The sequence below is a fragment of the Fibrobacter sp. genome (assembly GCA_024399065.1).
In the GTDB taxonomy this organism is placed as follows: Bacteria; Fibrobacterota; Fibrobacteria; order Fibrobacterales; family Fibrobacteraceae; genus Fibrobacter.
This window is the reverse complement of record JAKSIB010000001.1, coordinates 161,461-185,033: the sequence shown is the minus strand read 5'-3', so window position 1 is coordinate 185,033 and position 23,573 is coordinate 161,461. Positions and strand designations below refer to the sequence as shown.

The window sequence follows — 23,573 nt, the reverse complement described above, 5'->3', positions numbered from 1 at the left end:
TGTTTTTTTGCTTATCCCATGGACATTTTATCCAAAAGTGACTAAAAACAAACACAGTTGATACACTCTGTTTGTTTTAAATCTTGCAAGCGAATTCTGAGCACATAGTTCATTTTATTTTTAGACAACGTATGGGAAAAACCAAGAGAGGACACTATGAGTCTCAAGAAATTAGCCGCAGCGGCAGCAGTTTCTGTTCTTTTTATGGGTAACGCAATGGCAAAAGACTTTTCCGGCGCAGAACTTTACAGCCTTGACGAATGGATGTACGGCAAGTACGAAGCCCGTATGTACATGGGCGCAATCTCCGGAACCGTCAGCTCCATGTTCCTCTATGCCAACGGCTCCGAAATTGCCGATGGCCGCCCCTGGGTGGAAGTGGACATTGAAGTCCTGGGCAAGAATCCGGGCAGCTTCCAGTCCAACATCATCACCGGTAGAGCCGGTGCACAGGTCACTAGCGAAAAGCATCACTCTGTTAGCCCCGCAGCAAACGCAGGCTTCCATACTTACGGTTTGGAATGGACCCCGGATTATGTCCGCTGGACTCTGGACGGCAAGGAAGTTCGTAAGGATGTTGGCGGCCAGGTTTCAAACTTGACCAAGGCACAGGGCATCCGCTTCAACTTGTGGTCCTCTGAATCCGTGGAATGGGTCGGCAACTTTGCCACAGACCAGTTGCCGGTGTTCCAGTTCATCAACTGGGTGAAGCGTTACAAGTACACTCCGGGCCAGGGTCCCAACGGTTCCGACTTTACCTTGGATTGGACCGACAATTTCGACACCTTTAATTCCTCCCGCTGGGGCAAGGGTGACTGGACCTTCGACGGCAACCGCGTAGACCTTACCGAAAACAACATTTACTCCCAGGATGGCATGCTGATCCTCGCCCTCACTAGAAAGGGTCAGGAACGTTTCACCGGCAAGGTGCCCGTAGATAACGAAGCCTCCCCTGTGGCAAGCTCCAGCAGCATAGCACCGCAGCCCAAGTCTTCTAGCAGCGCTCCGCAGCCGAAGTCTTCCAGCAGTGCTCCGATGCCCGCATCTTCCTCCAGCAATACCGTATGGCCGGCACAGTCCTCCAGCAGTGTTCCGGGCATGGGCATTGAAGCCATGGGCCAGAGCGCAGCCTTCCATGCAGAGGTTAAGAACTCTTCCCTCATGCTGAGCATTCCTTCCGCTGGCGAAGTCAGCCTGGAAATCGTAAGCGTCCTGGGTAAGGTCGTGGCAAGGGAAGTAAAGAATTTTGACGCAGGCAACCACACGGTCTCCGTGGAAATGTTGCCGGCAGGTCAGTACTTCGTGAATATCAAGCAGGGCAGCAAGAAGCAGACCCTGAGATTCATGAAGAAGTAGAGCCCCAAAAACACCCAAAAACACCCCCGTACGGAGCCTGGCAACAGACTCCGTACTTTTTTGTAATGCCGAAAGTCGTTTCCAACCTGGCTTGGCATAGGCTTTCTGCAAAAAAACAAAAACCACAGAACGAATTCTGTGGTTTTCTTGTGATTGATTATGGCATTATATGTCTTTTGTGCGGTTAGCTTTACGTTCAGCCTTGGCAGCATCACGGTCAGCCATAATCGCCTTCTTGGCATCCTTGCGTTCAAAGCGTTCCTTGGCGCGATCTGCACGGGGATCTTCCTTGACAACCTTAGCTACGTCTTCGGCAACTACGGGCTGATCTACAGCAGCAATCCCAAGAAATTTTCGGGAGCATTTAGAACAACGGAACCAAAAGTTCTTTTTTTTGCAAAAAACCTCCCCCATTTCTGGGGAAGGTTTCTGGAGTGTGTATGAAAGGATCTTCTAGGCTTAGCGAATAAGCCCAAGACTACTTAACCTGCACGCGAGTTACATTGCCGTGATTTCCACGAACCATGTACATGCCGTTGGCAAAGCCTGCGTCCTTGAGGGAACTGGAGAGTTCCTGTGCAGTGGAGCCTGTGAGCTGGACGCGACCAAGGTGCTTACCGGTAACGGCGAACACATTGAATTCCTGGGATGCGGAGAAATCAAGGTTCAAGGAGCCTGCGAAACCGATAGACTGACTGTCATCTTCTTCCTTCTTTTCTTCTTCCTTACCAGGAATGGGAGAATCGTCTTCGCCATCCTTGCCCTTTACGAAGTTGATATAGTCAATATCCATCCAGCTACCCGTAACAGTAAAGCGCATGATATGTTCACCCTTAGTCAGGGTGACGTTTGCACTGACCTTATTGTAATCATCGTAGTTATCTTCGCCAGCGGTAGCCTGGGGAACCTTGATGGTATCGGTAATGTCCTTGCCATCCATGGACAGCTTGAAGCTAGAAGTATTATTTGCAGAGGCAACGGCGGCAAACATGGTATAATCACCATCTTCAGCGACGTTCACAGTGTATTCCAGCCATTCGCCAGCCTGGTTATAACCCACCACAATGCGGTCATTGGACTTTGCGTACAAATCGACGCCGGTATCCTTACGGTAGTCGGAATCACCGTGGTTCTCAGAATCATCCTTGTAGGAATCATTGTCCTTGCCTACGCCCGGAATATCGAAGTCTTCCATCTGGATGGTTCCAGGAATGGCGAGAGCCTGGCCCTTGAACGGTTCCTGGGGAACAGGCTTCACTTCAACAGTGTCAGTCCAGGAATACTGCATGCGGTCTACACCGGACTGGTTCACAATATTCAAGGTGGTGTTGGCACCTTCCCCAGAACGGGTCACCATGCTGTACCAGTCCCCATCGCGGAGGCCCACCCAGTAGAAGCTACCCATCTTCCATTGACGCAGCTGCTCGGACATGCCGCGAATGTAAGCCATGAAGTAATTCTTAGGATTGGGATCGTTGTAATCCATGATTTCGTAATGGACACCGTTCTTGTCACCAGGGCCCATGGCGCCACCCCATTCGGTAGCCACGGTGCGGTCGGCATACTTGCCCACCTTGCCCTTGAAACTGTTCATCCAGCCCTGTTCGGTGGTAATACTCATGTTCCAGAAGGTGTATTCGTGCACTGCAAAAAGGCAACCGTCAAAGCGGGGGTCGTCGGCAATATCAGGCACATTCCATGCCAGGCCGGAACCATCCAGCAAAACGTGATCGCGGGGAAGATCCGGATAACGGGCCAGCCACTTTGCGTACAAGTCACGAAGTTCAGTCTTGCTGTACATGTGGGGTTCGTTAAATATTTCAAAATAGGCATCGGGATTGCTGCCGTATTCCTTGACAACGGTATCCCACATTTTCCACCAGTCGTCCATATTCTTGGGGCCAGCGGGCTGTGCAGGGCCCCAGTAACCGATAAGCATACGGCCATGAGCCAAAATACCATCAATAATGCCCTTGTAGGCGCTCCAATTCTTGGAAGCGGTAGGTTCGTTAATAGGAATGCGCAAACTGTTGATGCCCAGTTTTTCTACAAACTGGCTCATGACACGATCGGACAGCGCATAGGCAGCCTGATAATCTTCAGTTCCGGTCATACCGGAAAGTTTCAACACATCGGAAACGAAGTTGTCGCGTTTGTCAGCCCAGTTTGTACCACGGAACTGATTTGTAACTGCGAAGGAACTGGTGGCAGATATTGCCGCAATGGAAGCTGCCACGGAGGCCGCTTTTAAAACCTTAGAAAATCCCATTTTTTTTCTCCCTATACGAGGTTTTCCCAAAAACACTCGCTAACCAAGAGGAGCCCACCACGGCAACCTCACAACATCAAAGATATTTTCATAAAGCGCCATAAAAAAGCCCTTTGCGAAAACTTCCTTTGATGATTTATCAATAGCAAAAAGTTCCGGAATTTCTCCCGGAACTTTAATGTCTTACCATGCTTCGTCAGACAATTACTTTACTTGTACCTGCATGGTCTTGAAGCCATTGACTTCGCGGACCATGTAGACACCGTTTGCAAAACCAGCGGACTTCATAGATTCTGCGGCAACTCGGCTAGAGCCAACCATATTGATGCGACCCAAGTGCTTACCGGTTGCAGAGAACACATTGAAATCGCGGGCAGAATTTGCAACAAAGTTGACTGCGCCAGAAATAGCTTGTGTACAATCAACCACGTTGCCATCGGCGTCCTTGCAAATGGGGTTCGGGTCAACACCATCACTGGTGAAGTCGATGTAGTCGATATCCATCCAGTCGCCAGTCACAGTGAATCGAAGAATGTGTTCACCCTTTGTCAGATTCACCTTGGCTTCAACCTTGTTGTAGTCATCATAATTATCTTCACCAGAAACTGCCTTCGGAACGGTGATTTCCTTGGTAATGTCTTCACCATCCATAGAGAGTTTGAAACCTGAGGTTTCGTTGGCGGAGGCAACAGCGGCAAACATGGTGTATTCTCCTGTTTCAGCAACGTTTACAGTGTATTCCAGCCATTCACCTTCCTGGTTGTAGCCAACAATGTAGCCAGTAGCCTTCTTGTAGATGTCTACGCCAGTACCTTTACGGTAATCGGTTTCGCCGTGATCTTCTGCATCTTTTTCGTAGAAGGAAGTGTTACCTGCGCCAGTACCGGAAATGTCGAAATCTTCCATTTCAATCTTGCCCGGAATGGCAAAGGGCTTGCCCTTGAACGGTTCGCGGGGAACCGGCTTTACAACAAGGCGTAGCAACACAGAACCGTGAGCAGGAACTTCTGCCGAAACACTAGATCTAGGACCAAGATCCTTCTTCTGCCAAGCATCACGGACTTCCACCTCGCCTTCTACGCCAATATCCTTAAAGTTAACTTCGATAGTCTGGGTAGAGGTATTGTCATTCAGGAGGGCTACAGCGAGGTCACCATTGCGCAAGGGCTTGGTCCAGACCTGCTTGCCGTCCACATTGGAAATGCGATGGCCCTGAACGCCCAGGGAATCCTGGTTAATGGCAATCATATCCTTGTTCAGGTAAAGGTCCTTCACCTGGTCGCTCATCTTGCGGACATCGGAACTGATCATGATAGGAGCCGCCATAATGGACCACATGGTCATCTGGGACTTCTGTTCTTCATAAGTCAGGTTTCTGTTATCCACTTCCAGCATGTCCGGGTCATTCCAGTTACCCGGCTTTGCAATCTGCCAGTACTTGTTGTTGGCGTCGATAATTTCATAAACGCCGCGGTACCAAGAGGTAGAACGCCATTCGGGGCCGATATCGAAAGTGGTACGCCACAGGTGGGCAATTTTCGGCATCCAGTCCTTATATTCCCAGGCGCAAATACTGAACACGATGTCACGGCCGGAATTACGGAGAGCCTTACTCATACGGGTGTAATCCGCTTCCTGGTTGGAACCGGGAGCCGGGTCGCAGTTATCGTACTTCAGGTAGTCAACGCCCCATTCGGCAAACTTCTTGGCGTCCTGATCTTCGTGCATGTAGGAGCCGTTTTCACTGTCCCAGTTGCTGTTATAGTGATGGCAGGTACGTTTACCGCGGTCGCCATAAACACCGAACTTGAGCCCCTTCTTATGAATGTAATCGGCCAGAGCCTTCATACCGCTGGGGAAAGTCTTGGGATGGTTCTGAAGGTCACCATTGGCATCGCGTTTGGTATCCATCCAGTTGTCATCCAAGTTCAGATAGATGTAACCTGCATCGCGAAGGCCAGAAGAAACCATGGCGTCGGCAACTTCCTTGATCTGGTTCTCGTTAATGTTTTCGTGGAACACGTTCCAGCTGTTCCAGCCCAGAGGGGGCGTAAGCACCAAGCTATCGGGGTGAGCATTTGCCTGAACCGCAAACATGGCTGCAGCTACAGCGGCAAAACTTAATGTTTTTTTCAACCCAAACATAACATCTCCTTTTATTCAACCTATGCCTAAAATTACCCGTTTATCACTAAAAAAGGCATGGCGAAACCACACCTTCTATGGACATATTGTCAATGGGATAAAAGCCGTTTTTAGGCATTTTCCCTTGATTTTTAGAATGCGGACAAGCGCAGAGACTTCTGGCGGGAACCGCAACGGACTATGGCGATATAATTGCCCCTAGGAAGCCTTTCCGATGCGCCAAATTCTACCAGGTTTGTACCGTTGGAACCAATTCCGCGGGAGACACCCACCTGGCGGCCATCCACATCCAAAAGGCGGACGGTATAGCTTTCGCCGGCAGGGGCCTTCACCATAAGGGCGACACTTGCGCGGGCCATGGGAACACGGGAAACTTCCAGGGAATTGACGCTGCGTGCGGCAACTTCCGGAATCGCCATGGGGTCGGCCTCAAAGCCGATCTTGTCCACATTCATGAGGAAGCCATCACCGTTGTAGGTAAAGCGGAGAGTCTGTTCGCCGGCAGGAAGCTCGATAGAGGCCGATTCTTCGTACCAGTCATTCCAGCCATCCGTCTTGGAGGCATCTACTGTAATAGTTGCGAGGGCCTTTCCCGCTTCGTTAGAAACAGTAATGGTGCTGTTTTCGTCGGCACCGGAAGCCACACGAACTTTCACGATATACTTACCAGCCACAGGAGCCTTCACCAGGTATTCCGACCAGTCGCCGTCTTCAATCCAGCCGATGTTAGGTTCGCCTGATTCGTCCGGTTCAATGACCACGCCATCCATGGCCACATAATCTTCCGCTTCAATAGTAGCGGGGAGAACCACAGCCTCGAAGGGTTCGTTGGTCATTTTCAGGTTACCATCAAATTCGTACTTGCCGCCAGCCATAGTGGTGGTACTGACCAAGTTGCCATTGTATTCAATATTCAGGTTATCCTTGTTGGAAGTGCTCAAACCAAGGTAGGTCAACTTGCCGTTATTCCAAGCCATGGAATCCACGGTCACGCCGCCACGGGCCTTGAGACCTGCGATGCTACCGCTCCCCCACTTGGAAGGAAGTGCCGGCAAAACGCGAATCTTGCCGCCCTGACTCTGGATAAACATTTCGTTAATGCCGGAAACAGCACCGAAGTTACCATCAATCTGGAAAGGCGGATGGGCGTCAAAAAGGTTATTGTAGGTACGGTCCGGAGTAAGGAGGTTACGAACCAGCTTATAGGCATGATCGCCATCCTGAAGACGAGCCCACAAGTTGATCTTCCAAGCCAAGGACCAACCGGTAGCATTGTCACCACGCTGGGTCAAAGTGGTCTTTGCAGCCTCGGCTTCCTTGGCAGTTCCATCCACAGAAATCTGGGCACTGGGGAAAAGGCCGTAAAGGTGGGAAACATGTCGGTGATCGCTACGGGGATCATCCCAGTCCTCGAACCATTCCATCAGCTGGCCATACTTACCAATCTGATTAGGCGGAAGCTTCTTCACTGCAGCTTCAAAATCTGCACGGAGGTCTGCATCTACGCCCAGGATCTTGGAAGCCTCAATTGCGTTGTTGAAGGCGTCGCGAGCAATCTGAATGTCCATAGTGGGGCCAAAACAGACGTTGTAGCCACCGTGGGTATTTTCCGGAGAATCGCTAGGTGCAGTGACCAAATACTTGTGACCAGAAACCGGTTCCTCCACCATGGTGGTGAGGTAGAATTCAGCGGCGCCCTTCATGGTGGAGTAGGCATCCTTCAGGAACTGCTTATCCCCAGTGAAAAGGTAATGTTCCCACAGGTGGGTGCTGAGCCAGCCTGCGCCAGAAGGCCACACGCCCCAGGAACCATCCACAGGTCCCGTGCGGTTCCAAAGGTCGGTATTATGATGGACAACCCAACCGCGGTCTGTTCCCCAAATTTCCTTGGCACTCTTAGAACCTTGAGAAACAAGAGACTTGATCTTGTCAAACAGCGGCACACCGCATTCCTGAAGGTTGGCGGATTCCACCATCCAATAGTTCATTTCCAAGTTGATGTTGGTGGTGTACTTACTACCCCAGGAAGGATTCATTTCGTTATTCCAGATGCCCTGAAGGTTAGCGGGCTGGCCACCCTTACGGGAACTGGAAATCATGAGGTAACGACCGAACTGGTAGTAAAGTTCCACGAAGGAAGGGTCGTCGGTGGTATTAAATGCCTTGACGCGGCTGGAGGTAATATTGCCTGCGTTGGAAGCGGGAGTACCCAGGTTCAAACGCACTCGGTTGTACAATTCCTGATAATCCTTCAAGTGGGCAGCCTTCAGCTGGTCATAAGTTTTTTTGCTGGCAGCAGTGACAGCAGCTTCGGCGCGTTCACCGGCGTTTGCGGAAACGTTATTGAAGGAGACAAAGTTTGTACCTGTATTCAAGATGATGTAGGCGGAATTTGCGCCTTCAACCTTGACAGAATTGTAACCTGCGGAAACCTTACCGCCGTCGGCCTTTACCACAAAGCGGGTCTGGAACTTGATGGAATTGATGGTGGCATCTAGAGTTAACGCATCGGAACCTACATTCTTGATGCTCTTGTTGGTATGGGGCGTTGTGAGGGAAGCACTAAAGTTTACCTTGCCGGTTGCGTCTGCAGAAATGCGAATGACGATGACGTTATCAGGATAGTTCGCAAAATATTCGCGGGTATACTTGACGCCACCAGAGGTATAAGTGGTCTTGGCGATGGCGGTTTCCAAATCCAGTTCACGGCGGTAATCTGTACCCGTGTGACCAAAATCCAGAACCAAGTCGCCTACAGGCTGGAACTTTGCAATGTCATAGGTAGAAAAACTACCTGTCATATCTTCAGCGGTTTTGTAATCCCCGGAGAAAAGGGCATTACGAATTTGGCCAAGTTTGCTTGCAGAACCGCTCTTGTTGTTGCTGCCGGGGCCACTGTTCCAGACGGTACCTTCGTTCAGGTTGATGACGTCCTTGCTGACACCGCCATAGACCATGCCGCCCATATAGCCGTTACCGATAGGCAATGCGTTGGTAAACGTGGTACCGGCATCACTATTGTACCAAAGTACATGGGATGTTGTAGGTGCCGCCACCACGGGAGCAACAAAACCAGGAATGGTGAGAGTCGCAAAACCCAGACCCAAACCGAACAGCAAATTTCTAGAAAACATAAAGACCTCTTTTTGCCCACATTCACAAGCATAAAGATACCCCTTCAAAACCATGATTCCAACAGCTATGAACAAAGTCTCATGGACAGTTTGTCAAAGGGTTCGCGATTCCTACAAACCATTTTTGCAAGGTTTTCAAAGGTGTAGTTTTCAAAAAGCGCGGAACTTTCCATCGACCCGGAGCATAAAAAAGCCACCGGCGAACCGGTGACTTTTTCTTCATAATCTCTAGGAAACGGGATTATGAATAGGAGCAACTTTTTTGCTAGGCGCTTATTATCGGGTCAGCTTCATAACCTGCTTGATAGCACCATTTGCACTGCGAACTATGTAGGCACCGGGCTGCATACCCATGGCCTGCATCTGTTCACGAACACCGTTCAAGTCTACAGCATTCATCTTGGTGAGCATCTTGCCCTTTGCGTTGAATACATAGAAGTCCTGAGGTTCGCTAACGTTCATTTCAACGCGGTTGTGAATAGGCAAATACTCTTCATCGAGACCAAAGCGAATCCAGTCGATATTTGCATAGGCACCTGTAATTTCAACCTTCAGCACATGCTTGCCGGCAGTAACTGCGCCAATTTTTCCATCAACAGTACCATAGGTATCCCAATCGGCTCCCTTCGGCACTTCAACAGCATCCGTTACAGCCTTGCCATCCATGTAAAGCTTAAAGCCACTGCCTTCCAGACCGCTAGCCACGTTGGCGCGGAACAGGTAATTACCGGCTTCCTTCACATCAACGGTAAATTCCAACCATTCTCCAGTCTGAGTATAGCCAATTGCCAAGCCTTCGCCAGCCTTAACAATGTCGACTCCGTCATCTTCGCGATAGAGGCCACCTTCATTCACCATATCGGCATCGTGATAGCTCAAGCCTTCGCCGCCCTTGTCGAAGTTTTCCATCTGGATGGTACCCGGGAATACGTTTTCAACAAAAGCTTCCTGCTTCACTTCGCCGTATTCAATGGAAGGATACTTCACGTTGGTAATCATGCTGGTTTCCAAGTTGGGGAAACCGATGTTTGCAAGTTCATTAGGATCTTCCATCAGGCCACGAACCGGAGTAATGCGGAACTTGTGCTTGAAGGTATTCTTTGCAAACAGTCTGTACTTGTCCAGAGGCTTTGCGCCCCAGCTGTTGATGCCGCCAAGGCCCATCTGCTGCAGGTCTACGCGGAGGGTAATATCCTTGTCACGCTTCAAATCCCAAGGCAGCTTCACGTCAGTCAACTGTTCCGGAGTGTAATGCAAAGTGTTGAATTCCATACGGGGAGAACCAACAACCATAAGGCCCTTGCCCTGCGCATTGGTCATCATCATCCACTTCACATCGCTGCGCTGGCCAGTTTCGCCCACTTCCATGTAGGGAACAAAGAAGTCATCTACATTGGCCTTGTAAACGCCTGCATAGCTACCTTCGCGACGACCCACATAGTTTTCGCTGGGACCGCGGCCATACCACTGGACCTTTTCAAAGCCGCCAGGAATGGTGAAGAGGGTACCCACATTGGGAATTGCAGGTTGTGCTGCATCCGGGGTAAAGGTGTAATCCACCAGGATATCGCCAGAACCGTAAACGGTATAGCTAAGCTTCATGGTAGAGTAGCCAGCGGAAATACCCAGGTCAAAGTCGAAGCGAGTTTCGTTATCAGAAACCTTGGTGACCTTGGAACTGTTCACCTTGCGAGTGCTACCGGCCTTGCGCCAGACACCGCTTTCCTTTTCCATGTTGTAGCCCTTATCGTTGTCGGTAGGAGCACGCCAGAAGTTAGGAACGCCACCTGCGGAAATCAGCTGCACATCTCCCAGCTTGTAATCTTCGATGGTTGCATTTGCTGTATTGATGGTAACGGAGAAATCATTGCCTTCAACAACAGCCTTGCCATTGCCTTCGGAAACCTTGTGCTTGGGCAAGCTGGTGAAATCCAACTGAGGAACTTTATCTTGACCCAGCTGCACCATGAACTGTTCGTGGGCAATGCTAAAGCCAACGTCGGCCCAATCCTGCTTGTTCTTCAACTGGAAATCAATATCCAGATAGTATTCGGAGCCAGCCTTGAGAGTGGGCTTCTTGAGATCGATGGTAATTTCCTTTTTAGACAAAGGAGCAACATCAAGCTGAGTGCTAGAAAGAGTGCCCTTGGCCACTTCCTTGCCATCTTCCTTCAGGGTCCAAACTGCAGTGGCATAGTCCTTCAGGTTCACGAAGTCAAAACGGTTTTCAATTTCAACAGCACCCTTTGCGGCTCCCTTGTCGCGAACAACTACGTTACGGTACTGGTGCTTGACTTCCCACATTTCGGGTTGCAAGGTACGATCCGGAAGAACCAGGCCATTGGCGCAGAAGTTATCGTCGTTAGGCTGATCGCCCCAGAGGCCGCCGAAATTAAAGTACTTGGTACCGTTGCGGCGCAAGCCCTGGTCGATAAAGTCCCAAATGAAACCACCGAAAACGCGGGGGTTGCTGTAGAACGCGTCTACATATTCCTTCAGTTCACCCACGGAGTTACCCATGGCGTGTTCGTATTCGCAAAGCATCCAGGGCTTGTTATTGTTGTTGTAGGTGGCGGCAGTCCAGTCGCTACAATACATGCAGCTCTGAACGTCGGCATTGTTGTTGTCGCCTTCGTAATGCACCGGGCGAGACGGGTCTGCCTGATGGGCATATTCGCGCATGGAGGCAAAAACATCACCGTAGCCGGCTTCGTTACCCAAGGACCAAATAATAATGGAAGCGTGGTTCTTGTCGCGCTGAATCATGGAGCTGATACGTTCCAAGGAAGCGGGGCGCCAGTTGTCATCGCTCTTGGGAACCTTATCGTTTGCACCGTGGGTTTCCAAGTTCGTTTCATCAAGAACATAAATACCGTACTTATCGCAAAGATCGTACATGTACGGGTCATTGGGATAATGGGAAGTACGCAAGGCATTGATATTAAACTGCTTCATGAGGAACACGTCTCGTTCCATCAATTCGCGGCTAATGGTATGGCCGTAATCCGGATCGATTTCATGACGGTCCACACCGCGCAAAATCACAGGCTTGCCGTTCACCAGGAACTGGGTAATGCCCTGGGCATTCTTCTTCAATTCCACCTTCTTAAAGCCAATACGGTTACTTTCAACCTGTACAGTCTTGCCCGAGGCATCCTTCAAAGTAAGCACGAAGGTATAGAGGTTCGGAGTTTCGGAAGCCCACAGCTTAACGCCAGGAATCGTCTTGTTAAAGGTAACCTTAGTTTCTGCGCCTGCAGCAATAGAGGAAATGGAAGCCTTGTCTGTAACAACAGCTGCACCCGTGGCATCGTATACGCCCATTTCAAGAGTGTAGGAACCGGAGGCAGAGCCATTGGTGTTCTTCACCCAGATGCTAGGATTCAAAGTACCGTCGGTGTAGTTGCTTGCCAAGGAAGCATTGACCTGGAAGTCCTGAATGTGAGTCTTGGGAGTGGCGTAGATGTACACATCACGCTGGATACCAGACAGTCGGATAAAGTCCTGGTCTTCCATCCATGAACCATCGCACCAGCGGAACACCTGCACAGAGATGTTGTTTTCACCGCTACGAAGCTTATCGGTAATATCGAATTCGTGGTCGGTAAAGGAGTTTTCGCTATAGCCCACAAACTTGCCGTTTACCCAAACATAGTAAGCGGATTCCACGCCTTCGAAGTGCAAGCGAATGCGCTTGCCATCCCAATTCTTGGGCACGGTAAAGTTACGGCGGTAATGGCCCACCGGGTTAAACTTTGTGGGCGCTGCAGGAGGGTTAATCCAGTCATTCTTGTTCCACGGATAAATCACGTTACTGTAAATGGGATGGTCGTAGCCATAAATCTGCCAGTTACCAGGAACCGGAATATCGTCCCACTTGGAAACGTCATAATTGTCGGCAAAGAAGTCGTTGTTACGCTGAGCCGGGGCATCCACATGGAAGAACTTCCAGGTGCCAGACAGACTCTGGTACCATTCAGAGGCACGACGATCCATCTTCAAGGCTTCTTCAAGCGTATTGTACGGCATGCTGGTCACATGAGGTGTGAGCACGTTAATACCAAAAGTCTTAGGATTTCCGTTCCACTCGTTAAAATTCTGAGCCAAGGCTCCAGTGGAAAGAGAAAGCGCCGCCGCAGCAGCAAATGCCAATTTATTCGTTTTCATAAAACCATCCTTCCGTTTTACACCCACTCTAAACTTATCTTTTTAAAGAAAAAAAAACACTATTTACACACACGTTCTATGGACAGATTGTCAATGCCACAACACTTTTTTCCAAGGGATAATTGACGGCTGATGGTCGAAAAATTTTCGACACAAAAAAGACACCCCGGGCGGGATTGCCCAGGGTGCCTTCGGGTGTGATGTAGGAAACTTTTATTCCTTAACGTTTACACGACAAAGTTACCAAAAGTTTAAACCAAAAGTTTTGTCTTTTCAACTATTCTCATGGATAACTTGTCAATGGCAAGGAATATAGGGCGAAAATTCCTCATTTTTGGCAGGAAATCCGCCCTTTAAAAACTATTTCATCACGTTGACGCGGAACATTTGATTACCGCGAGCAGCCTTCACAACGTACATACCGCTCTGCTTTACGAACTGACGGGTCTTGGCCATCACCTCATGAGAGTCGGCGTAAACGCTTCCGAGAAGAGCGCCGTTCATGTTGTATACACGATACTGCTGAGCGCCTTCGAAGAAGTTCACGTGATAAGCAGGCTTAATTGCAAGATCATCCTCAGTCAAGGCGAACTGAATCCAGTCAAGGTTGCCATAGGTACCGGTGATCTTCACGCGGAGAATGTGTTCACCCTTTTCGATCATGGCAGTCTTGCCATCAATTTCGGTATAGGTTACCCAGTCTTCACCCTGAGGAATCTTGACGGTATCGGTCACTGCGGACCCGTCAACGAACAGCATAAAGCTTGCCACATCAAGACCACTTGCGACACGGGCACGGAACATATATTCAGCAGAAGATTCTGCCTTAATAGAGTATTCCATCCATTCGCCCGGATTGGTGTAACCAATGGCGTAGCCCTTGCAATCAACAGTGTTCAAAGTATCGGCACATTCGAGGCCAACAACGTCAACACCGTCTTCACGGTATACCTTGCCCTGATTTTCAAGATCGTTATCAGAGTAAGCAACGCCACTGCCACCGTTATCATAATCTTCCAGCTCAATCTTGCCCGGCAAAGTCATTACAGACTTGAAGGGTTCCTGAGTCATGGCGCCAGTAAAATCAGCCATAGGAATTTCCTTGATTTCGCGAATGTACTGGAAAGACTTTTCGATGCCTGCATTATTCACAACGTCGGCGCTGTAGTAGTCGTTGGTCTGCTGAAGAGTATTTTGTCCAGCCTGGTTCTGGCCCACACCTGCGGGAGAATTCTTGAACACGTTTTCCTTCACAGTAAAGCCGCTGGAGCCTTCGTCCAAATAGATGGGCACATTCCAGTAGTCCGCCCACTTGGAAGTTCCATTGTCGTGAATGTAGTTGTGCTGGATTTCGCTGCCGGTGCCCTGGTTGGACAAGGTGTAGATCGGACCGGAGTCGCATAGCAAGCGGGCAATGTGATGGATGTTGTTCCAGTTGATGTGATTGTTGGTCATGGCAGTTTCCTTCTTGGTCCAGCCAAAGCCAACAGAAATTCCAGAGTAGTAGGTGTAGGAAACTTCGTTATGTTCAATGACAACGTAACGGGGGTAGCCAGCGCCAATACCTACGGCACCCTGATGTTCGTTGGTCACGTTTGTCACCAGATTGTTCTTGATGGTATCGCGGGTGCTGATCTCGTCCTTGTCAGAGGGGTTGTAACCTTCATGAATTTCGCTGAGGGAGTCGGGAGCAAACTTGCCCAGCATAATGCCAGCGGCACCCACTTCAAAGAAGGCGTTGCCCTGAATCAAGTCGTCGTTTGTTCCGCTAACAAAATCAAGGCCAGTAGCTGCAATCTGGGAGAAGACGCAACCCTGCACCAAAAAGTGATGGGCATTTTCTACACGGAAGGCGGCATCGGGGCGCCACAGCAAATACTTGTTACTGTTCAGCTTTTCCCAGTTTCCGCGACCCGGATCCGGCAAGACATCCACATTGAAGTTGGCTGCCTGCAAATCCAGGAAGCCTTCTTCGCTGGGGCGGGTGTAGTTGGAGTGGGCAAAGGTCAAGCCTTCGAAAGCCATGTAGCCCACCTTGGTCTTGGTATCCTTACCCAAGACACTGAACAAAGTATTGATGCGGGGAGCAACCACATTGGCGGAAGCCATGCTTTCACCAGAACGGGGCTTGTAATACAAAGTGTGGGTCTTTTCGTCCAGGTACCATTCCCCTTCCGCATCGATCAAGTCGTAGGAGTTTTCAAGATAGAAAGCCTGCTGCTTGGGCGGATTGCTCATGAAGGCGGTACCCAGCATGGGGTATGCGCGATGGAACAACTTGGTACGTTCCGGATCCTTGGGAATAAGCTTTGCGGTACCGCCGTTCACTTGGGCCTTTTCAAGGCGCAAAATGTTTTCGGACCAGGCGATCATCAAGTGGATTTCAACATCTTCGATATTCTTGATATTCTTGATGTAGTCGGCATTCACGTCAAAGGCGCGGCCGGTAGAGTCCACCTTGGTAAGGCGCACAAAGTCATGGTCAAAACCGCCAAGGCCCTTGTCGCTTGCAGCAATCACATTGGGGAAACAAGCGCGGACTGCCTTACGATTATTCACGTAAAGCTGACGGAAACGGCCATCGACACCTTCCGCCTTCCAGATGTTATTCTTTTCATCGTGCAAGGTCCAGCCGGTAATAGGCATACCGCCAGTAATCAAGGGGCGTTCATCACCAAAAGCCTTATAACGCACATAGTGGCCATTCTTACCGCCATCGGCTTCGGTAAACTTAATTGTATTTGCGAGAGCGTAGGTTCCTTCGCGGAGGTAGACCGTAATGTCATCGGTCATGGTGCCGTTAATAGCACGAACAGCCTTCTGGGCCTTTTCAATGGTCTTGAAAGGTGCAGCCTTGGTACCTTCGGCAGCGTCGTTACCCGACGGTGAAACGAAAAATTCAGTAGCAGCAAGGGAAGTTGAGGCGCAGCCCAACAATGCCATCAAACCAAAAATGAACTTCTTATTCATAGATCATCCTTTTTTTCTACACCCAATACAAAAATATTTCCAGAACAAATCAAAAAACACCCTCGCCAGTGCATTCCTATGGACGGATTGTCAACGGCGGCGACCCAAAAAGCAAAAAAGAACCCCCGCATTCGCGAGGGTTCAATAAGGAGTAGTGAGAATTTTTTCGTGCGACCGATTCGACTATCTGACAGTATTCACCATCATATTCTTGCCTGCGCTACGGAGCATGTACACGCCCTTGCCGAAGCCAGCCTGGGAGAGGGCTTCCTTGGCAGATTCGCCATTCAGCTGCACAGTGCCAAGTTTCTTGCCCAGCATATTGAACACGTCGAACGTCTGTGAAGAAACAACAAATTTTACTGATCCGCGCAATGCTTCCGTTTCACCGGACAAAGGCTTGTCATCGTCGGCATCCTTTCCCTTCACAAAGTTGAAGTAGTCTATATCAAACCAATCGGAAGTAGCAGTGATGCGCACAATATGCTTGCCAGCGGAGAACTTCACATTTGCACCAACTTTGGCATAGTCATCAAAATTCTGTGCGGTTTCATTTTCCTTCTTGGCGGCAGGAACATCAAATTTTTCGACAGCAACTTCACCGTCAATAGACACGCTGAAGTTGGAGCCACCATCGGAGGCGACTGCAGCAAACATGGTATAATCGCCAGCTTCTGCAACATCCACCGTGTATTCCAGCCATTCACCTTCCTGAATGTAGCCTACGACAACGCGGTCATCGGACTTCTTGTAAAGATCAACTGAAGGAGCGTCATCGGCACGCATGTCGCTATCGCCGTGGTTTTCAGCATCCTTGTCGCTGAAAGACTGATTTCCGCGGCCCTTGCCCGGCTTATCGAATTCTTCAGCCTGAATAATGCCAGGAATGGCAGCCGCCTTGCCGGAGAACGGTTCCTGTGGAACAGCCTGTGCTGTACTTTCCATATACCAGTAGTCAAATTTGAAGTTGCCGGACTTGAAAACAAAATACAGGTCAGCAACGCCTTCAGCGCCTGTTACAGGGAAAGAACTTTCCTGCCAATCAGAGCTTGCAGGAACATTGATGGTAGACATCAGCGGACCTGTTGCAGAACCGGAGTGAAGCTCAATGACACCGGATGCACCCTTGGTACAAACCACAATATTGTCTGCACCATCACCCATATCCACAGAACGGACCTTAGTCCAGGAACCAGAATTCATGTTGGTAAGGAATACGGTCTTGCCTTCAACATCCACATTCTTGATGATGGTGTAACCACCGGCCTTATCAACAGTAATTCCATCCATCCAAGCCTTGGTTTCTGCCTGAACCTTTTCGTAGGGGTCAAGATTCTTGATAGGCTTGGTAACACCTTCATCCGTCATACGGATAGTGGGAATGGTACCGTCGGCGCCCCAGGTGAATTCTTCAACAGCAGAAGTACGGGAATAGCCGCCTGCGCTGGGAACGCGACGCTGGTTATGATAGAAGAAGAAGCTACGGCCCTTGAAATCTACAATGCCGGAATGAACAGTAAAGGCAGAACCCGGTTCGGCGCTAGGCATAATCACGCCCTTGTATTCCCACGGTCCGGTGGGAGAATCACTCCAGGAGTAGTCAATGGATTCCGGAATGCCGCCGGCAGCGTAAATCATGTAATACTTCTTGCCGCGCTTGTGAATCCACGGACCTTCGGTATACTTGCCGTTAAAGGAAGCCATGTCGGTGACCTTTTCCTTACCGTCACATTCGATCATGTTGTCCTTAAGAGGGCAATAGTAAAGCTTGGGGTTACCCCAGTAGAGGTAAGCCTGGCCATCGTCATCGATCCATACGGTAGGGTCGATGTAGTCCCAGTTGGGGCCTGCCAAGTGCTTGCCATTCAGGGCGTCCTTAAAGGGGCCTTCCTTGTAATCAGACACAGCCACGTTAATGGCGCGGCCACCGCGGGTCGATTCCACGGTTACGTAGTAGTAATACTTGTAAACACCTTCCGCATTTTTACGGCGAATAACCTGAGCTGCCCAGTCACCATTCTTTTTGGCGCTGCCATTAAAGTCGCCCGCTTCGAGAATCAGGGTATTCATATCGGTCCAGTTCACCATATCGGTGGTGCAGGACACGCGCCAACCGTGCATGGTAAAGAAAGAACCGCCTTCATCGTTACCGGAATAAGAGCAAAGAGTATCGCCAAATACAACCGGAGCCGGGTCCGGAGAATAATAAGTCTGAATAAACGGATTATCGGCCATGGCGTTAGAAGCAAGGCCAAACATCGCGAGGCCACAGACAGAGGCAGCCAACTTTACAGATTTGAAACTTTTTTTCATGGAATCTCCCATTTATCCCATCAGTTTTTTTCAAAAATTATCTTAATAGGCTTCCAAATGCCCTACCCTAAAACAAATTCCCGTGGACAAGTTATCCATAGGAGACCTTCTTTTTTCTTCGTGAATTTCAACAAAAAAAGCCCTGCCGCAGGGATTTGCGACAAGGCTTATTGGAGGTATGAAATTTCTAGAAGCGGCGATTTCGAGGCGCGCCTCATTTTTTACGCTGCGCCAGCGTCTAAATTAACGGCTCTTTTCGACGCGTTCCAGGAAAGCACCCTTGGAGGTCTTCACCAGGTAAACGCCGGCCTTCATAGCAGAAGCCTTGTTCACGCGGTTTCCGCGAAGGTCGAAGTACTTTGCAGAAGCTTCCACATCAACCAAGCCCTTCACGCTCTGGCCAATTGCTTCAGGATCTTCCGGAGGCAAAATCGGAGCCGGATCCTCGGCATCCTTGCCTTCAGCAAAGTTGATGTAGTCCACGTCGAACCAGTCTGCAGTTGCAGTGAAGCGGAGCACGTGTACGCCAGCAGGCAGAACCACATTAGCTTTCACCTTGCTATAGTCATCAAAGTTCTGTTCTGCACCTTCTTCCTTCTTTGCAGCAGGAACAGCGATTTCTTCGGTAATATCCTTGCCATCGATAGAAAGGCTGAAGCTAGAGCCGCCATCAGAAGCCACTGCAGCAAACATAGTGTAGTCGCCTTCCTTTGCTACGTTGATGGTGTATTCCAACCATTCGCCCTTCTGGATATAGCCAACGACCACGCCGGTTGCCTTTGCATACAGGTCAACGCCAGTGCCATCGCGATACTTGCTATCACCGTGGTTGTCGGCATCGCTTTCAGAGTAGGAAGCAGCACCCTTGCCCTTACCCGGATCATCGAAGTCTTCAGCTTCAATCTGGCCAGGAATTGCCCACGGAGTCTGAGTTGCATTGTGTGCAGTCTGCGGAATCGGTTCTGCAGTAATGTCGTCCAGATAGATTTCGTCCTTTTCGTTCACGCCAATCTTGAACCAGTCAAAGTCAACGGAACCACCGGCAGTTTTTGTTGCCCAGTTGAAGAGGCCGAAACGGTTACCCACGAACATGTGCAAGTCGAAGCTCAAAGAAACGTTGGTACCAATCTTGTTCCAGGTGCTGCCATCTTCGCTGTAGTAGAAAGAAGCAGTACCCTTGTCGATAGGAATGTCAAAGTCAACGCGGAGGTAAACCTTGGAACCGGAAAGGTTCTGTGTTGCTTCACGCTTTTCACCATCCTTGGTGCCGCTGTACATTACAACCTTGTAGCCACCATTTTCCTTAGCGAGAGCAACCATACCCTTGTTGTCCTGCCATGCAGCGAGACCAGCAACGTCACCATCCTTCATGTTGGCGCCATCGACCAAGGTGCGGCCAACACACTTAGGGCCAAAGGTACGCTGAGTCAGCATATTCTTTACGTTGGTAATACGGCTGTCAACGCGGCCAGTGGTAATACGGAGCTTGCCATCGGTGAGTTTCCACTTGGAGTTATCCGGGTTGTGGTTCCACTGCCATTCCAACGGGAGTTCGTCACCGTCGAAGTCATCGGAAGTAACCATGCCATAGCCCGGTTCAACATCGTTGGGCAAATCCAAAGTTGCGGGAGCGCTTCTGGTGCCGCCAGCAGGTTCCGGCCAGCCATCCTTCCAGACGGTGGGAACCAAGTGAGAAATACGGCCGACAGGACCAGAATCGCGGAACAGGAGAGCATACCACTTGCCATCAGGAGTATCAAAGATACCACCCTGGGCAACGCCATTGCTCTGGAGGAAAATTCGTCCGGAGAAGCCATCCAAAAGGCTCTTGGAACGGTAAACAATTTCAGTACGGCAGGCGCCTGCAGGCCAGGAAATGGTGAACAAGTAATATTCGCCATTCACCTTTTCCATGTGAGAGCCTTCCTGCTGCACATAGTAATTGGTGGTACCGGTAACCTTGTTAACGCTAACGCCGCCAACCTTACCGCTGCGGCCACCAGCCTTAACGCCAGAAGCATCGTTGTTCAGCTGAACATAGCTGATCTGGTCGCCAGAACCATAGAAAACCCATGCAGTTCCATCGTCATCAAAGAACAAGGAAGGGTCATGATAGAAAGGCAACTGGATTTCACTCCAGGGACCGGCTTCAATATCCTTGGTCTTGTAAAGATGAGTCTTATTGGTGGTATAAGACGGAGTCAAAACGTAGTAGTAACCGTCACTTTCGCGATAACGGATGCTGGAGGCCCAGGAGCCCTTACCGTAGGCATCCTTGCCACCGTTGAGGTTCATGTTATCGTTATTGGTCAGGGTTTCGTACACATAGCCAACAGTGCGCCACTGGGCCAAATCGGTACTCTTGAAAATAGGAATACCCGGTGCATAATGCATGGTGGTAGTCACCATGTAGTAATTGTCTTCCACGCGGACAATAGACGGGTCCGGAGAATCAGACCAAATGACAGGATTTTTGACAGTTGCAGCGTCACTCATTCCAGGCAGAGCAAGAACTGCGGCAAAAGCCAGCAAGCCAACGGTCTGCTTGATGATTTTCAAATTTTCTTTTTTCATACCCATACCAATCCGTTTTTACGGTTTTACAGGTATAAAAATATTCCCAAATGGAAGATATTTTCAGGGTAGAAAAGGAGTTTCCATGGACAGTTTGTCCATAGGAAAAAAGCATTTAACGCAGATTAACCGTAAAGGAAACCCAGCACAACGGCAAGGCCACAGAAAATTGCGATATGCTTGATAACGGCGATGTTTTCTTTCGTTTTCATGATGGGCTTAAACTACAAAATGAAAATTTCAGAAACCATGAGTTTCATCACACTTTGTGGATATTTTTGTAAACAAACTCTTAAAAAACTGTTATAAAAATTACAGAAACCTTTTTGAAAATTTTCTGCCGCCGTCGCCCTATGCAAAAAAAGATAGCCCGATTTCTCGGACTACCTTTTTCGGGTTGTGATGTTATGTATGATTTAAAATTCGATCTTACTTTTCGGTGCGGATGATGTAAGTCTTCTTGCCAGGAATACGAACCAAATACACACCAGCCTTCTGCATCATCATGGACTTGCTTACGCGTTTGCCGTTCATGTTGAAATATTCAGCCATTGCGCTGTTCTGGATTCTGACAGCAAGGTCGCCCGTAAAGATAGAGGCCGGATTTTCAGGATCTTCAGGATCTTCCGGTTCAACCACAGGTTCTTCAATCTTGGAGGCATCCTTGAATTCCACCCAGTCGATATTCACGTAGCTGCCTACAATCTGCAGTTTCAGCACATGCTTGCCTGCAGTGAGGTTTGCCTTGCCCACTTCGATCACCTTGTAGTCGCTCCAGCCTTCGCCTGTTGCGGGTACAGTGTAGTCACCGGCAATTTCCTTGTCATCCATGAACAACTTGAATCCCTTGGTGTCGGCGGAAGTAGCAACATTTGCAGAAATTGCATATTCACCATCGGCAGCCACATTCACGGAGTACTTCAGCCATTCACCTTCCTGGGTGTAGCCAATCACATAGCTCTTGCAGCTTCCATCATTATTGCAGTCAACTCCTTCGATATCCACACCGTCATCGCGATAGGAACCGCTCTTGTTTTCCATATCCATATCGTAGTAGGAGAAACCCTGGCCAGCCTTGTCATAATTTTCTGCTTCCACCTTACCCGGGATTGCAATTTCACCCTTGTACGGTTCCAGCGGAACATTGATCGGAGTCAAGTAAACACGATAGGCGTAGTAGGCGTTTTCAATCTTCACCGGGATGGTGACGGACGGACCGTTCAAAGTCACTTCCTTCACAGAAAGGGTATCGGTCTTCGCAACAGCCTTGTCCTTGTTTTCCCATACCACGCGTTCAACGATGGCCTTCATCTTGCCGCCCAAGAAAGAGGGGACCTTTTCGAAGACAACGTCAATGTCACCTAAAGTGTTTCCTCCTAACACCAAACTTGCGTAATTCTGCTTTGCATCTACAGCGGCAAAACCATCAACGCCATCGCTCTTGTCGTTAGGCGGGGTTACCTTTGCCATGTAGCCAGACATGTCGCCATACCACTTGTACATATGCCAACCACCGCCACGCTGATTCTGTGCGGTCAAGAGGCTGCCCAAGCGACCCGGCAGCGGTACGAACCACCAGGAAATCATTGCACTTTCAACACCATGGCGTTCAAACTTTGCAAGGAACGGAACAGAAACGCCCGGGCATCCTTCCAGTTCATGCTTGCTGGAAGAGTATTCGTTAATGCTGATGGCGCGGGGAGAAATGCCAAGCTTCTTTTCGAGGGCGCGGAGATTTTCGATTGCACCCACCAAGCCTTCGGAGCCCCACTGATGCCAGCTAATTACATCGGGAACGCAGTTGTTCTGGACGCAATACTTCAGGAAGTTTTCCATTCTGGTGGAGTTGTAGAAAGAGTAGGAAGGTCCAATAATCTTTGCACCCGGATCCAGCTGACGAAGCAATTGATAAGTGGGTTTCCACAAATCAGCCTCGAAATTATTGGAGCCCTTCCAGGTATCGTTAGGTTCATTCCAGATTTCATAACCATCAAAATTCTGGGTAGCAGCGGACTTCTTGTCGTTCACAACAGAAGTCACTTCCTTCTTCCAATGATCCCAGTTCTGATACTTGTACGGCCAACCCGGCAAAATGTCTGCCAAACGAATCTGCACCTTTGCAGTAGTCTTTGCAAGGCGGGGAGAAATCAGGAAGGCGCCACCAATACCCTGCTGACGACCGGAACCGCTACGGGCCGGAGCCAGGAATACATTCGGCTTAAGGGGAGCAACATCAGCATCCACATTGCTGGGGAGGCTTTCAGTAAAGCCATAAAGAGAGCCGGAGCCCACATGAGTTACCGGGCGAATGCTATCGGTAAGGTCAACTTTCAAGGTAGTGGCAGCAAAAGCGCCAGTAGACATCGTGGCTACAGCAGCGGCAGCCAGAACAGATTTCATTTTGAAATTTTTAATCATCCCATCATTCCCGTTTTTGTGTCCCGCGCAAACACAGATGGCGCAGGCTCACAACTATAAATTACCTAAGTGGAAGAGGAATTTACACCCACCTAAAACAATTACTTTTGCGATTTTCTCAAAAACTACAATACCGAAAAAAGCATGGTTTTACAGCAGAAAATCCACATTATTCATAAAATTCCACCATTTTCAAAAAAAAGACAGCCCGCCGTAGCGAGCTGTCA

10 protein-coding genes and 1 pseudogene are annotated in these 23,573 nt (G+C 49.5%); 2 read left to right on the top strand and 9 right to left on the bottom strand.

Translation table 11 applies throughout. The features are described 5' to 3' along the window. Positions 1-219 precede the first annotated feature (219 nt). Positions 220-1,089: pseudogene (locus MJZ25_00770) on the top strand (family 16 glycosylhydrolase). A gap of 72 nt (positions 1,090-1,161) precedes the next feature. Next, on the top strand, positions 1,162-1,356 hold the full coding sequence (locus tag MJZ25_00765) for a T9SS type A sorting domain-containing protein (protein ID MCQ2122699.1): 195 nt from the start codon (positions 1,162-1,164) through the stop codon (positions 1,354-1,356). Positions 1,357-1,521: 165 nt separating this feature from the next. On the opposite strand, the gene MJZ25_00760 is transcribed toward MJZ25_00765, so the two are convergent. From MJZ25_00760 to MJZ25_00720, 9 genes are all read right to left on the bottom strand, one after another. Next, on the bottom strand, positions 1,522-1,770 hold the full coding sequence (locus MJZ25_00760) for a hypothetical protein (protein ID MCQ2122698.1): 249 nt from the start codon (positions 1,768-1,770) through the stop codon (positions 1,522-1,524). Positions 1,771-1,834: 64 nt separating this feature from the next. Further along, positions 1,835-3,625, bottom strand: a complete 1,791-nt coding sequence (locus tag MJZ25_00755; GenBank protein MCQ2122697.1) for a carbohydrate-binding protein — start codon at positions 3,623-3,625, stop codon at positions 1,835-1,837. Positions 3,626-3,829: 204 nt separating this feature from the next. Beyond that, positions 3,830-5,770 carry a carbohydrate-binding protein gene (locus MJZ25_00750; GenBank protein MCQ2122696.1) on the bottom strand — a complete coding sequence of 647 codons (1,941 nt, stop codon included), beginning with the start codon at positions 5,768-5,770 and terminating at the stop codon, positions 3,830-3,832. A 131-nt stretch (positions 5,771-5,901) separates the two neighbouring features. Further along, entirely contained in the window at positions 5,902-8,904 is a 3,003-nt protein-coding gene (locus MJZ25_00745; GenBank protein MCQ2122695.1) for a glycoside hydrolase N-terminal domain-containing protein, read from the bottom strand. A 276-nt stretch (positions 8,905-9,180) separates the two neighbouring features. Next, positions 9,181-13,071 (bottom strand): carbohydrate-binding protein, encoded by a 3,891-nt coding sequence (locus MJZ25_00740; GenBank protein ID MCQ2122694.1) that lies wholly within the window; start codon positions 13,069-13,071, stop codon positions 9,181-9,183. A gap of 360 nt (positions 13,072-13,431) precedes the next feature. Continuing rightward, a complete protein-coding gene (locus MJZ25_00735) occupies positions 13,432-16,041 on the bottom strand; it encodes a carbohydrate-binding protein (GenBank protein ID MCQ2122693.1) in 2,610 nt (869 codons plus the stop codon). 183 nt (positions 16,042-16,224) lie between these two features. Next, positions 16,225-18,354: a family 43 glycosylhydrolase gene (locus tag MJZ25_00730; GenBank protein MCQ2122692.1), complete on the bottom strand. Its 2,130-nt coding sequence runs from the start codon at positions 18,352-18,354 to the stop codon at positions 16,225-16,227. A 243-nt stretch (positions 18,355-18,597) separates the two neighbouring features. Beyond that, positions 18,598-20,928 carry a family 43 glycosylhydrolase gene (locus MJZ25_00725; GenBank protein ID MCQ2122691.1) on the bottom strand — a complete coding sequence of 777 codons (2,331 nt, stop codon included), beginning with the start codon at positions 20,926-20,928 and terminating at the stop codon, positions 18,598-18,600. Between the two features lie 429 nt (positions 20,929-21,357). Continuing rightward, positions 21,358-23,328: a carbohydrate-binding protein gene (locus MJZ25_00720; protein MCQ2122690.1), complete on the bottom strand. Its 1,971-nt coding sequence runs from the start codon at positions 23,326-23,328 to the stop codon at positions 21,358-21,360. Positions 23,329-23,573 lie beyond the last annotated feature (245 nt).